At 35.0% G+C, this 13,349-nt stretch carries 11 protein-coding genes; 10 read left to right on the plus strand and 1 reads right to left on the minus strand.

Annotated features, from left to right (window positions below; all coding sequences use genetic code 11):
- Window positions 1–223: 223 nt before the first annotated feature.
- A complete protein-coding gene (locus AB6M99_RS03070) occupies window positions 224–1,390 on the minus strand; it encodes an IS30 family transposase (protein WP_369350352.1) in 1,167 nt (388 codons plus the stop codon).
- A 257-nt stretch (window positions 1,391–1,647) separates the two neighbouring features.
- Here AB6M99_RS03070 and AB6M99_RS03075 point away from each other — a divergent pair, with 257 nt between their 5' ends.
- The 10 genes from AB6M99_RS03075 to AB6M99_RS03120 all read left to right on the plus strand — a co-directional run bounded on the left by AB6M99_RS03075 (window position 1,648) and on the right by AB6M99_RS03120 (window position 13,344).
- Window positions 1,648–2,919, plus strand: a complete 1,272-nt coding sequence (locus tag AB6M99_RS03075; RefSeq protein WP_121835997.1) for a glycosyltransferase — start codon at window positions 1,648–1,650, stop codon at window positions 2,917–2,919.
- Window positions 2,912–4,012: a nucleotide sugar dehydrogenase gene (locus tag AB6M99_RS03080; RefSeq protein ID WP_121835996.1), complete on the plus strand. Its 1,101-nt coding sequence runs from the start codon at window positions 2,912–2,914 to the stop codon at window positions 4,010–4,012. The genes AB6M99_RS03075 and AB6M99_RS03080 overlap by 8 nt, the downstream gene beginning before the upstream one ends.
- 693 nt (window positions 4,013–4,705) lie before the next feature.
- Window positions 4,706–5,509 carry a Cof-type HAD-IIB family hydrolase gene (locus AB6M99_RS03085; protein WP_369351254.1) on the plus strand — a complete coding sequence of 268 codons (804 nt, stop codon included), beginning with the start codon at window positions 4,706–4,708 and terminating at the stop codon, window positions 5,507–5,509.
- Entirely contained in the window at window positions 5,510–6,133 is a 624-nt protein-coding gene (locus AB6M99_RS03090) for an SGNH/GDSL hydrolase family protein (protein ID WP_121835994.1), read from the plus strand.
- Between the two features lie 19 nt (window positions 6,134–6,152).
- A complete protein-coding gene (locus AB6M99_RS03095; RefSeq protein ID WP_121835993.1) occupies window positions 6,153–7,259 on the plus strand; it encodes an AI-2E family transporter in 1,107 nt (368 codons plus the stop codon).
- 487 nt (window positions 7,260–7,746) lie between these two features.
- Window positions 7,747–8,856 (plus strand): UDP-galactopyranose mutase, encoded by a 1,110-nt coding sequence (gene glf, locus AB6M99_RS03100; protein ID WP_121835999.1) that lies wholly within the window; start codon window positions 7,747–7,749, stop codon window positions 8,854–8,856.
- Window positions 8,853–10,658, plus strand: a complete 1,806-nt coding sequence (locus tag AB6M99_RS03105) for a nucleoside-diphosphate sugar epimerase/dehydratase (RefSeq protein WP_121835992.1) — start codon at window positions 8,853–8,855, stop codon at window positions 10,656–10,658. The genes glf and AB6M99_RS03105 overlap by 4 nt, the downstream gene beginning before the upstream one ends.
- A 75-nt stretch (window positions 10,659–10,733) precedes the next feature.
- Entirely contained in the window at window positions 10,734–11,336 is a 603-nt protein-coding gene (locus tag AB6M99_RS03110; RefSeq protein ID WP_121835991.1) for a sugar transferase, read from the plus strand.
- A complete protein-coding gene (locus AB6M99_RS03115) occupies window positions 11,337–12,185 on the plus strand; it encodes an NAD-dependent epimerase/dehydratase family protein (protein ID WP_121835990.1) in 849 nt (282 codons plus the stop codon). It abuts the gene before it with no gap.
- 10 nt (window positions 12,186–12,195) lie between these two features.
- Complete coding sequence (locus AB6M99_RS03120) at window positions 12,196–13,344, plus strand: glycosyltransferase (protein ID WP_369351081.1); 1,149 nt, start codon at window positions 12,196–12,198, stop codon at window positions 13,342–13,344.
- The last annotated feature ends 5 nt before the right edge of the window (window positions 13,345–13,349 follow it).

Below are 13,349 nucleotides of genomic sequence, written 5' to 3' on the forward strand. Positions count from 1 at the left end.
TTAAAGTGGAAGTTAATCTGATAAAACCTCTAACAACCAGTGGAAATCCGTGTCAGGGTAAGTTCCACTGGTTTTTATAATGGTTGATTTTATTGCATTTTTAGGCGAATTTAGGTGAAAAAAGGGTACACAAAATCCCCTCATCTGAAAGCGTTTCAGATTAAGTTCCGTTATGGTGGAAGTTAGTGTGAGACGTTTGAGTGGCTTATATTTAGATTAGTTTTTAGAATTTATGTTGGAGTAATTTTGGGGACTGACAGACGTCTTCTGCGGGAATTAAGGAAATGCCAAGAAGTTTAGCCAGTTCTTCGTCATAGGTAAAGGTAAAGAGCTCATAAGCTGATTTCCCATTCAAAGCAGCGCGTTTCACGCTATTGACATGAGAACAGACTAGGTTGATATCGTCCTGAGTTAAGTTATCAAAAGAAGTTCCCTTTGGTAGAATATCGCGAATAAGGGAGTGATTTTTCTCAATTTTTCCTTTCTGGTCAGAGCGATTAGGGTCACAAAAGAATAGTTTAATCTCACCTCTGATATCCATCTCGATGTCATCAACTCTGGCAAATTCTCCGCCATTATCTGTAAGAATGATAGGGAAAACATCGAAGAAATTTCTATCAGCCTCATAAAGTGTGTTCTTGATGACATAGAAGTGTTTAGCGACCTCAAGAGCGGTTTTATTGTCCAGAAGTCTAGCGAAGATAAAGTTACAGAAAGACAAATTGAAGGTGAGTAATACTTTTCCGCCAACCCGTCCAATAACGGTGTCCATTTCAAGCCAAGAGGTCAGTTGTCTATGTGTCAGGTAGTTTTGGAAGTCCTCATAAGAACGCCCTTTTTTAGCTTCTTTAGGGATAGAAGGCAGGATAGATTTGCGCCTTTCTTTGAATTTTACAGCTCTAGCCAGATCAATAGGAGCGATAGAAAGGTATCCTTTACGGATGTGTCGATAGACGGTTGAGGAACTGACATCAAGGTTATGCGTTTTAAGGATGTGATAGATGTGTTGTCCCTTTTTCACACCATCAGAAATGACTTTATCCATATCCCAGAACGTTTGAGAGTTGAGAGGTGTTCCTTCTCGAGCCTCAACGAGGGTTTGTTCGTATTGTTTTTGAGCCTGTTTAGCGAGGTAGAAGATTTTCTTGTAGCCACAATTTTGTCTTCTCTTAGGACATCCGTTACAGACAAATGGGGATTTATCAATGAGAGGGCAAGGAAGCCCATCACTGGTAGAGGTTCTGACCTGTCTGTTACGTTTGACCTCTTTGGAAACGGTAGTAGGATCTTTTAGGATAGTTTGTCCAATGGCTTTGAAGGTTTCTCCACGTTCTAAGCCAAGTTGGATGTCATTGCGGTCTGAGAGGGTAAGGTGTTTATATTTTGTCATAGTAAGGACTCATTTCTAACACAAACGTCTCAGACTTAATTCCACCATAAAAATCCGTTTTAGACTAATTTCCACTTCGAAAGCTAAAGTGGAAATTACTTTGGGAAATTACCAATGATTTTCTTCATGCGTTTGTCCTGCATATTACTTGACAAATATTATATATATATATATAATTAATTGTTGTATTTATTTGCTAGCTATGTAAATCTATCTATTATGAATCAGATAATTATATATCAAAGGAGTAGGTTAGTATGGACAATAAGATTATACTTTTCATTAATTTTATTCTATTTTCAATTTTATTTTTCTTTTTATGGCAATTAGATGATAATGTTTTAAATGCTTATGGCATATTTTTGATGATCTATCTATTTAGTAAAATGTTGTTTTCTTTTACCTATAAAGAATATAAAGGCACTGTAAAAAAGGATTATAAAGTAGCGTGTGTCATTCCGAGTTATAATGAAGCAGGTAATGGACTAATCAACACCTTGGAAAGTATTGCAAATCAAACCTATCCAGTAGAAGAAATTTACTTTATTGACGACGGAAGTCCAGATAAAAGTGGTATGCTGGAATTGATGGCATACGTAAATAACAATAAAGAAAAATATAAAAATGTAATCATTCATTTAGCAGAACAAAATAAAGGAAAACGACACGCACAGGCATATGCCTTTGAACGTTCTAATGCTGATGTATTTTTCACAGTAGATTCTGATACGTATGTTTATCCAAATGCATTAGAAGAATTGTTGAAGGCATTTAATGATGAAAAAGTATTTGCAGTTACTGGTCATGTTAACGCAAGAAATCGAGATGAAAATTTATTAACACGCCTAATAGACATAAGATATGATAATGCGTTTAGAGTAGAAAGAGCAGCGCAGTCATATACCGGAAATATTTTGACGTGCTCTGGTCCTCTATCTTGCTACCGAAGAGAAGTAGTCATACCTAATTTAGAGCATTATACGAATCAAAAATTTTTAGGTGTACCGGTAAATATAGGTGATGATAGATGTTTGACAAATTTTGCTAATAGACTAGGGAAAACTAAATATCAAACAACAGCAAGAGCAACAACAGATGTGCCTAATAATATAAATCAATTTTTAAGACAACAAATTCGCTGGAATAAATCATTTTTTAGAGAAAGCATTATTGCAGTCAAAATGATAAATAAAAGACCAATAGTTGCATTTTGGTCATTGTTAGAGATAGTTTTATTTTTTATGTTGACATTTTCAATGTTCGTTTTCATATTTTCATTTGAGAGAGGTCTACATAGTGTATTTGTTTTGATAGCAGGTGTGATACTTTCAGCTTTTGCTCGTAATATACATTATGCAATAAAGCATCCATTTTTATTCTTAATATCTCCTTTGTATGCAATGTTACACTTATTTTTGCTACAGCCGATTAGAATGTATGCTTTGCTTACAATACGAGATGCAAAATGGGGAACAAGGGAGAAACTAACGGAAGTGCATATCGAAGAGAAGGAGGAAGATAATGAGTAATATTTTAATACTAGGAGCAGGATATGTAGGCTTATCTCACGCCTGTGTCTTTTCAAGTAAGCATAAAGTGACGTTAGTGGATAATAATCTTGAAAAACTCGAGTTATTAAAAAATAAAATTTCTCCTATAAAAGAAATAGAAATAGAGGATATATTACAAACAACTACAAATATTCATTATACAAATAAAATTGAGTTAGATAATATAGACTATATTTTTATTTGTGTGCCTACTAACTACACTGAAAAGGGACTAGATACGAGTATTGTAGAAAATGTGGTAGAAGAATTACAGACTGATATTCCGATTATTATTAAATCTACTATTCCAATTGGATTTACATCTACATTAAATAGAGAGAATATTGTATTTAGTCCTGAATTTTTAAGAGAAGGACAAGCGGTTAATGATTTATTGAATCCAAGTAGATTGATTGTTGGCACAAACAACAAAGAGATAGGAGAAAAAGTAGTTCACTTATATCAAACTGTTATTGAAAATGATGTACCTATTTTAATGATGGGTACAAAAGAGTCTGAAACTGTTAAGTTATTTTCTAATACGTATTTAGCTATGAGAGTTGCTTTTTTCAATATTATAGATAACTATGCTATAAAAGAAAACCTAAATTCAAAAGATGTTATTGAGGGAATTTCCTATGATAATCGTATAGGGAATTATTATAATAATCCTTCGTTTGGTTTTGGCGGTTACTGTTTACCTAAAGATACTCACCAAACTTGGCTAGAGACTAATAGTGATTTAATATCAAATATTTTACATGAAAATCAAGTCATTAGACCTAGTTTGTTAAAAGAGAAAATTGATAAAATATTAAAACAGGACAAATCTAAGATAATAGGTGTGTATAATTACGCAATGAAAAAGGATTCTGATAATGATAGAGAATCTAGTACTTACAACTTAGTTAGGTTATTAGAAAAAGATTATCAAATACGTAATAAAAGTAGCAAAGATAGTTTAGAAGATTTTGTTGATGCCGTTGATTTGGTGATTGCGAACCGAATGACGCCTGAATTAATCCCTCATAAAGAAAAAGTTTTTACAAGGGACATATTTAATAATGATTGAGTTACTATTTATTGTTGCATTTTCTATTCTAGGATATTTTGCTTTCATCACCATTAAAGTAATTGATAATGAGAAATGTAAGAAATGAAATTTTATATGGTAAAACAGATTGCGACAAAGAAATAGGGGAAAATAAGTCTGAAGAGGCTTAACATGTCGTGTGTAGCATATTTACATGACAATTAAAAGTATATATAAACTAAAAGGGTGAACAATTCCGATGATTTAAAAATCATTTGCGGAGTTAATCGTCCTTTTAGTTGTTTTAAAAGATGCGACATGGAACAACTAAAAACGACAGATTTATACTCTATAAAAATCAAAATTAGATGGAGACAAAAATATTTTCTTTTCTCTAAAGTCTTCTCATGCGGCTGGCACTCCAACAAAACTGTGGATTTATAGCTTTAGCTACTAGGAGAGTTGAGAATTATCGCTTTCTACTTATACAGCTACAGTGTCCAAGATGACAAAGTAGATATTATGGGAACTGTCCACTGTGGTGAAAGAAACGGTTTACCCCCTTACTTTCACTAACCCATCAAAATAGAGGTTATAAAAATCTAATTTTGAATTTGAATGAGTATTAGTTGTGTAGTTAGTAAGGGAACTAGCTTGACCACGAGATTGCTTGCAATCCGACCAAGTTGTTCCGTTGCTCCCTTACCCCTAGAGTAAAAAAAGTAGTCTTGTATGATAAAACTAATTGCGACAGACATGGATGGTACCTTTCTAAGTGGTCACAATTCTTATAATGAACAGCGCTTTGAGGCAGTGTTCGAAGAACTGAAAAAGCGTGAGATTCCTCTTGTCATCGCTACAGGTAATAACATGAAGCGACTGAGAGACCTCTTTCCAAAACACGCTAATCAATTGACCTTTATTGCGGAAAATGGAGCACAGTTGGTTCATAAAGGAAGAGAGGTCTTTTCGCTTTTTATGGACAAGGAAGAGCAAGAACCCTTGTTAAGATTTCTAGAGGAGAGATTTCCAAATGCGCAGCATTTTCTGTCTGCTGGAGAGGTAACCTATGTCTTAGAGACCTTGCCAACAGAACAAAAAGCATTCCTGTCACAATTTTTCACGTCTATTGAAGAGCTATCTCATCTGCATCAGGCTTCACAGGTTCCACTTTACCGTATTAGCATACAATTTGAAGATAACTTTGAACAAAATTTCGCTGAAATTGAAAATTACCTAATAGGAACCTCTTTTCGTGTGGTTGAAACGGGCTTTAATTGGCTGGATATTTTACCCAAAACGGTTCATAAGGCAGTTGGACTTGATTATCTCATGACAGAATGGCAGTTATCACCTGCGGAAGTCATGGTTTTTGGAGACAGTCCTAATGACCTTGAGATGCTAGAGAGGTTTGAATATTCTTATGCCATGGCAAATGCCACAGACGCTGTCAAAGCAGTAGCGAATTTTTTGGCACCTTCTCATACAGAAGATGGTGTTCTACAAGTCTTAGAAAATGTCTTAAAGGAGATGTAAATGTCTGAAATTGATGTCATTACCCCAGGCTTATCAGCCTATCACCAAAAGCGTTTGGACCAGTTTCGCTTGGAAAATCAAACGGCAACTGCTGGCAGTATTGTTTTTGTCGGAGATTCGATAACAGAGTTTTTTCCTTTGAAAAAATATCTCGGAAGAGAATGGTCCATCTTAAATCGTGGGATTGCAGGAACGGATACGAACTGGTTGTTAGACCATCTTGAGGAGCAAGTTTTAGCGCTTTCTCCAAGCAAAATTTTTCTCACGATTGGTGTCAATGATTTGGGAATGGGGTATTCGGTGGCTGATACGGTTGGAAAAATAGCAGAGCTGCTCAGCCAGCTTCGCCTGTTAAGTCCGAAATCAGAGACTTATCTCTTATCCGTTCTTCCAGTGAATGAAGCGCCAGCTTTTTCCAAAACTGTTAAAATCCGCAAAAATAAAGACATTCAGTCGCTTAATGCTAGTCTGGAAACTTTGCCAGGAGTGGATGTTATTGACCTTTACACTTTGCTTTTGGATGGTGATGGTCAGCTGGCAAATGAGTACACGACGGATGGTCTCCACCTCAGTCAGACAGCCTATGAGCGTCTAGCAGAGGCCTTGCGCCCTTATTTGAACTAAAGTATGGTATAATCAGTCTATGAATTTTGAAAAAAAACACGTTTATTATATTGTTGTAGCCTTTATTCTCTGCTACATGGTGCAGGCTTACTGGAGTACAGGGGCTCGTTTGGTCGGGACGGTTTGGACAGCTGGTCAACCCTTTTTGATTGGGGCTGCCATTGCTTATATTGTCAATATCGTGATGTCGGCTTATGAGCGTCTGTTTGGTCTGTTTTTATCAGGTAAACGGGCAGAAGGTGCTAAGAGAGGTTTATCACTCGTCTTGGCTTACCTGACCTTTGTTGTGATTATTGTCTGGATTTTCTCGATTGTCTTGCCAGATTTGATTTCAAGTATCAAATCGTTGTTAACGATTGATACCTCTGGTATTAACCAATGGATTAATGACTTAAATGACAATAAGTACGTTGCTAAACTTCTTAACTATTTGGGAGAGGATACGGATTTAGCGACGACGATTAGTTCTTATAGTCAACAAATTTTGAAACAGGTCTTGACTGTTTTGACAGGGATTTTATCGTCTGTTTCTTCTATTGCCTCGACACTTCTAAATGTCTTTGTTAGCCTTATTTTCTCCCTCTATGTTTTAGGAAATAAGGAAACCTTGATCAGACAAGTAGGACTTTTAACGGATACCTATCTTGGTAAATACGCGAGTAAGGTGCGCTACGTTGTTAAGATTTTAGATAATCGTTTCCACGGATTTTTGGTGAGCCAGACCCTTGAAGCTATGATTTTAGGAAGTCTAACAGCTTTGGGAATGAAAATCTTTGGATTTCCCTATGCTGCAACGGTGGGAGTGCTTGTAGCCTTTACAGCAATTATCCCAGTTGTGGGGGCTTATATCGGCTTGGTAATTGGATTTATTTTGCTAGCGACCCAGTCCATTTCTCAAGCCCTATGGTTTGTTGTTTTTCTAGTGGTCTTACAACAATTTGAAGGTAATCTCATCTATCCACGTGTGGTCGGAGGCTCAATCGGACTTCCGGGTATGTGGGTCTTAGTCGCTATTACATTGGGTGGTGCTTTGGCAGGTATACCAGGAATGCTAGTAGCAGTACCTTTAGCAGCAAGTCTCTATCAAATTATCAAGGATCATGTCGTTAAAAAGAATAGTCAATAGGAAGGTTGGGGTAAAATTATCCGGACCTCTCTTATTGAGCATCCACACTTTTAAGAAAGAAACAAAAAGTAATTTTTGAATTTGGTTAAGTATAAGAAGTTAATGGAATGTGTTGACAGAGTTGGTTTAATTGTGGATAATATAATAATCTTGTGTCTAAAAAATATTTTCTGCCATTAAGATGTATTAGAAAAAATATGAATATTTAATCAATAAAAGAGTGATTGTCATTAATAAAAAAAATATTTTATTAATGACAAATTAGGATAACAGATTAAAATATTCAACAAATCTTATCAAAATGTCTATAATATACAATAGAATTGATGTTAACAAATGTTAATTTTGATTTAGGGGATATTTGTGCTATAATTGATATGCTTATTGTGGAGAAGTGCATGCCAAAAAATGGCTAGCACTGAAATAGAAAGGTATTTGGATGTTAATGGAAAAAGAAGAGGTGGCCATAGAAAGTTCTTCTTTTGGCATGTATGATTATTTGGTTGTTGGTGCAGGTCTTTTTGGAGCAGTATTTGCACATGAAGCTGCTTTAAAAGGAAAAAAAGTTAAGGTCATTGAAAAGCGTGATCATATTGCAGGAAATATTTACACCAAAGAAGTAGAAGGAATCCAAGTCCATGAATATGGGGCACATATCTTCCACACCTCTGACAAAGATGTTTGGGACTATGTGAATCAATTTGCAGAATTTAATCGCTACACCAATAGCCCAGTGGCTAACTATAAGGGTGAAATCTATAACCTTCCATTTAACATGAACACCTTCAACAAGTTATGGGGCGTTGTGACACCTGCAGAAGCACAAGCTAAGATTGAGGAACAACGTGCGGTTCTGAATGGTAAAACTCCTGAGAATCTTGAAGAACAGGCTATCTCATTGGTAGGTACAGATATCTATGAGAAGTTGATCAAAGACTACACTGAAAAACAATGGGGCAGACCAACAACAGAGCTTCCTACTTTCATCATTCGTCGTTTGCCGGTTCGTTTAACCTATGATAATAACTATTTCAACGATACCTATCAAGGGATTCCAATTGGTGGTTACACTCAAATTGTGGAAAAAATGCTTGCGCAGGATAATATTGATGTTGAAAAAGGTGTGGATTTCTTTGCTAAAAAGGAAGAGTATCTTGCTAATTTCCCTAAAGTTGTCTTTACAGGGATGATTGACCAGTTCTTTGATTATGAGCTCGGAGAGTTAGAATACCGTAGTCTTCGCTTTGAAACTGAAACCTTTGATATGGAAAACTACCAAGGAAATGCTGTGGTTAACTATACTGATGCAGAGACACCTTATACTCGTATCATCGAGCACAAACACTTTGAGTTTGGCACGCAAGATAAAACCATTATTACCAAAGAGTATTCTAAAACTTGGGAAAAGGGGGATGAACCTTATTATCCAGTAAATAATGAGGAAAATAATCATCTCTACAAAGCGTATAAAAAGTTAGCTGAACAGCAAAAAAATGTCATTTTTGGGGGCAGACTTGGTCAGTACCGTTACTATGATATGCATCAAGTCATCGCAGCAGCTTTGCAATGTGTTGAAAAGGAATTTGGAGAAAGATGATGCTAACACGAAACCATAAAAAAATAATCTTAATGGTGCTTGATACGGTTTTGATTATCTTCTCATTGTATTTGAGCCAAAGTTTTTTAGATGTAATCACGCATATTACGAGGGATTATTTCAGGATTGCAATTGTATTATTGCCGTTATTTTATCTGATTATTGCCTATATTTTAAAGGTTTTCTCGGTTATCAACCGTTTTACAGACTACAAAAGTTTAGGTAGTGTAGGGATTTCTGTAGTCTCTAGTTATATCTTGTTTACAGGACTTGCTTTTTTTGTTTTTAATGTTTTTAGCCTACGTTTCATTTTTTTAGGCGCCCTACTATCTTATGCGTTGTTGATTACACCAAGAATATTATGGCGATTTATCTACGAGTGGGGTTATAAAGACAAGTCACATAAAACAACTAATAAGAAAAAAACATTAGTACTCGGAGCCGGTTCGGGAGGAAGTATTTTTATTCGGACGGTTCAAAATAGTGATACCGATATTGAAATTGTTGGTATATTAGATAAAGATTTAAATAAAAAAGGAAGTTACTTGCACGGTGTTAAAGTGTTAGGTAATCGTTTTGATATTCCTAGACTGGTTCAAGAGTTAGGTGTAGATCAATTAACGATTGCAATTCCCTCAATAACTGCTAGTGAGCAAGAAACGATTCTAGATATCTGCCAGGAAATAAATCTTCCGGTTAATGTGATGCCTCTAGTAGAGGAGCTAGTTTTAGGACACGTGAACACGAATCAATTGAAAGAAATTGATATTGCAGACCTTTTGGGGCGAAAAGAAGTCGTGCTTGATCAAAGCCAATTAAGTGAATTTTTCTCAGATAAGACAGTTCTTGTGACAGGTGCTGGCGGATCAATTGGTTCTGAAATTTGTCGTCAAATATCGCAGTTTACTCCTAAGCGACTATTATTGTTAGGGCATGGAGAAAACTCGATTTACCTCATTCATCGAGAACTTACAAACAAGTACAAAGATACCTTTGAAATTATACCGATTATTGCCGATATTCAAGATAGAGACCTGATTTTTAGTTTAATGACTGATTATCGACCAGATGTAGTCTATCATGCTGCTGCTCATAAGCATGTGCCGTTAATGGAATACAATCCTCGTGAGGCAGTTAAAAATAATATTTTTGGAACAAAAAATGTTGCTGAAGCAGCTAAGGCTGCTGGTGTTGCTAAGTTTGTCATGGTGTCTACAGATAAAGCTGTTAACCCACCAAATGTTATGGGTGCTACCAAACGTGTTGCAGAGATGATTGTTACTGGCTTAAATGAAGCAGGTCAAACTCAGTTTGTTGCTGTTCGCTTTGGTAATGTTCTAGGAAGCCGTGGCAGTGTCGTTCCGGTCTTTAAAGATCAGATTGCCCAAGGAGGTCCCTTAACTGTAACAGACTTCCGAATGACACGGTACTTTATGACTATACCCGAGGCAAGTCGCTTGGTGATTCAAGCAGGTTACCTTGCTAAAGGTGGTGAAGTATTTGTTCTTGACATGGGGGAGCCAGTTAAGATCCTTGACTTGGCTAAAAAAGTCATCAAACTTAGTGGACACACTGAAAAAGAAATTGGCATAGTAGAGACTGGCATTCGTCCTGGAGAAAAACTCTATGAAGAGTTGTTGTCTTCAGATGAGCGTGTGAGCGAACAAATTCATGAAAAGATTTTTGTTGGTAAAGTTACACCAAAACCAATTGAAGAAGTAGAAAGTTTTATTGATAATCTATTGCAACTAGACAATGTGACGTTAAAAGAACGTTTGATTGAATTTGCAAAACAGGAGTAGAAAGTAAATTATTTTTACTTTCTTAGAGGTCAGGGGAGTCTGACTTCTAAAAAGGTAAAAAATGAGGAGATGAATATGTACTTAAAGATAAAAAGGATGTTAGATGTCATTATTTCAGGTTTGGCTATTCTAGTGTTGAGTCCAATATTATTGATTATTGTTATTGCGATTAAATTAGATTCAAAAGGTCCAATATTATTTAAACAAAAACGAGTTGGTAAAGGAAAAACTTATTTCCAAATTTATAAATTTAGGAGTATGTATGTAAATGCACCTTCAGATATGCCAACTCATCTTTTGAAAGATCCGTCAGCTATGATTACAAAAGTCGGAGGCTTTTTACGTAAAACAAGTCTTGATGAATTACCTCAATTGTTTAATATTTTTAAAGGTGAGATGTCTATCATTGGACCAAGACCTGCTCTTTGGAATCAATATGATCTGATTGAGGAACGTGATAAATATGGAGCCAATGATGTTCGGCCTGGATTAACCGGTTGGGCGCAAATCAATGGAAGAGATGAACTTGAGATTGATGTCAAAGCAAAACTTGACGGTGAGTATATTAAAAATATGAGTTTTGTGTTTGATATGAAATGTTTCTTTGGTACTTTTATTAGCGTGCTTAAAAGTGATGGTGTTGTTGAAGGTGGAACTGGGCAAAAGAAGGAAAAATAAATGAAAAAAGTGTTAATTACAGGAGCAAACTCTTATATAGGTACTTCGGTTGAAAAATGGCTATCGCAATTTGAAAATCAATATCTAGTTGATACACTGGATATGTTAGATTCAAATTGGATGAATTATGATTTTTCATATTATGACGCAGTTTTTCATGTTGCTGGAATTGTTCATAAGAATGAAAAAAATATAGATCCAGATATATATTATAAAGTTAATAGAGATTTAACGCATAAGCTTGCTAAACTTGCTAAAAAATCAGGTGTAAGACAATTTATTTTTTTAAGCACGATGAGTGTGTATGATAGTGATGAGAAAATAATTACAAAAGAAACGGAAGAAAAACCTCAAAATCATTATGGGAAATCCAAACTCGAAGCAGAGTATCTATTAAAGGAATTGTGCAGCAAACAGTTTCAAGTTGCAATTGTTAGGCCTCCAATGGTTTATGGGAAGGATTCTAAAGGAAATTATTCAAAGCTATCAAAGTTATCAAAATGGACCCTAGTTTTTCCTAATATAGATAATCAAAGGAGTATGATTTTTATTGATAATTTATCCGAGTTTATAAAGCAGCTTGTAGATATGGAACTTTCAGGCGTGTATTTTCCACAGAATAGTGAATATATTTCTACTAGAGAAATGGTTGTTAGTATTAGAAGATACCATAAAAAACATACGTTTTTAACTTCTATAATAAATGTGATGATTTATAAATTACGATTTATTTCTCAAGTAAATAAATTGTTTGGAAATCTTATATACGAAAAAAGCATGTCTGAATACTGTTTTGAATATCAAATTCGAAATTTTGAAGAATCCATCATATTAACAGAAAGAGAATAGGAGGTATATTATGGGGAAAAAGTACGCATTGATTGTAGCTACTGTTGCTTCAATGATAGAACAGTTTAATATGCATAACATTCGTTTACTACAGGAACAAGGGTATACTGTTCATGTTGCTGCAAATTTTGAAAACGGAAATACAATTTCTAATAATCGGATGGAGCAACTAAAGAGAGAATTAGTTGCTAAAAATGTAGTCTTCTTCCATATTGACTTTAGTAGGAACCCTTTTGGCTTTACAAAACATATAGCATTGTTTATTGAATTAAAAAAAATAAGTAAACAATATAATTATTCTATTATGCATTGTCATACTCCAATAGGAGGGGTTATTGCAAGATTAGTTTTTGCACAAACTAAAGCGACTATAGTTTACACTGCTCATGGTTTTCATTTTTTTAAAGGAGGACGTGCGCTAGACTGGCTATTATATTACCCAATGGAATATTTGTGCTCTTATTTTACGGATATTTTAATTACAATTAATCAGGAAGATTATTATTTAGGAGAACGTTTCTTGAAAGCGAGAAGAGTGTATAAAATCAATGGAGTGGGGATAGAATATGAGAAGATTAGGAAGTGCGATAAAGATGAGAAGTTATTACAAATTAGGGAAGTTTATAATATACCTAAAGATGAAATAGTATTGGTTTCTGTAGGTGAGGTAAATATCAATAAAAATCACATAACTATTGTAAAAGCGTTAGAAGCCAGTAAGCTAGCGAACGTCAGCTATTTAATAGTTGGTCAAGGAAATCAATTATCAACTGTTGAAGGATATATAAAAAGTAGAGGCCTTGACAATAAAGTTCGCCTACTTGGTTACCAAAAAGATATACCTCAAATTTTAAATGAGTGTGATATTTTCTGCTTCCCTTCAAAGAGAGAAGGGCTAGGACTAGCAGCATTGGAGGCTATGGCGGCAGGTCTTCCCTTGTTAACATCTAATAGCCATGGAATTAATGATTATTCTTACCACGGGAAAACAGGTTATAAATTTAATGCGAATGACATATCAGGATTTGCAAAAGGAATATTATTATTACTTGATAAAGGTAAAAGAGAAAAAATAGGAAGGTACAATATAGAATTGGCTAAAAAATATGATATTGTTCGTGTCAATAAGCAAATGAGAGAAATTTATAGTCATTTATGAGGAGA

The sequence above is a fragment of the Streptococcus hillyeri genome (assembly GCF_041081565.1).
Classification (GTDB): Bacteria; Bacillota; Bacilli; order Lactobacillales; family Streptococcaceae; genus Streptococcus; species Streptococcus hillyeri.

What these genes read in the sequence shown, in the direction of transcription:
- AB6M99_RS03120 (WP_369351081.1), top strand. Translation starts at nt 12,196, where the DNA reads ATGGGGAAAAAGTACGCATTGATTGTAGCTACTGTTGCTTCAATGATA.
- AB6M99_RS03095 (WP_121835993.1), top strand. Translation starts at nt 6,153, where the DNA reads ATGAATTTTGAAAAAAAACACGTTTATTATATTGTTGTAGCCTTTATT.
- AB6M99_RS03110 (WP_121835991.1), top strand. Translation starts at nt 10,734, where the DNA reads ATGTACTTAAAGATAAAAAGGATGTTAGATGTCATTATTTCAGGTTTG.
- AB6M99_RS03085 (WP_369351254.1), top strand. Translation starts at nt 4,706, where the DNA reads ATGATAAAACTAATTGCGACAGACATGGATGGTACCTTTCTAAGTGGT.
- AB6M99_RS03090 (WP_121835994.1), top strand. Translation starts at nt 5,510, where the DNA reads ATGTCTGAAATTGATGTCATTACCCCAGGCTTATCAGCCTATCACCAA.
- AB6M99_RS03080 (WP_121835996.1), top strand. Translation starts at nt 2,912, where the DNA reads ATGAGTAATATTTTAATACTAGGAGCAGGATATGTAGGCTTATCTCAC.
- AB6M99_RS03070 (WP_369350352.1), bottom strand. Translation starts at nt 1,390, where the DNA reads ATGACAAAATATAAACACCTTACCCTCTCAGACCGCAATGACATCCAA.
- AB6M99_RS03075 (WP_121835997.1), top strand. Translation starts at nt 1,648, where the DNA reads ATGGACAATAAGATTATACTTTTCATTAATTTTATTCTATTTTCAATT.
- glf (WP_121835999.1), top strand. Translation starts at nt 7,747, where the DNA reads ATGTATGATTATTTGGTTGTTGGTGCAGGTCTTTTTGGAGCAGTATTT.
- AB6M99_RS03105 (WP_121835992.1), top strand. Translation starts at nt 8,853, where the DNA reads ATGATGCTAACACGAAACCATAAAAAAATAATCTTAATGGTGCTTGAT.
- AB6M99_RS03115 (WP_121835990.1), top strand. Translation starts at nt 11,337, where the DNA reads ATGAAAAAAGTGTTAATTACAGGAGCAAACTCTTATATAGGTACTTCG.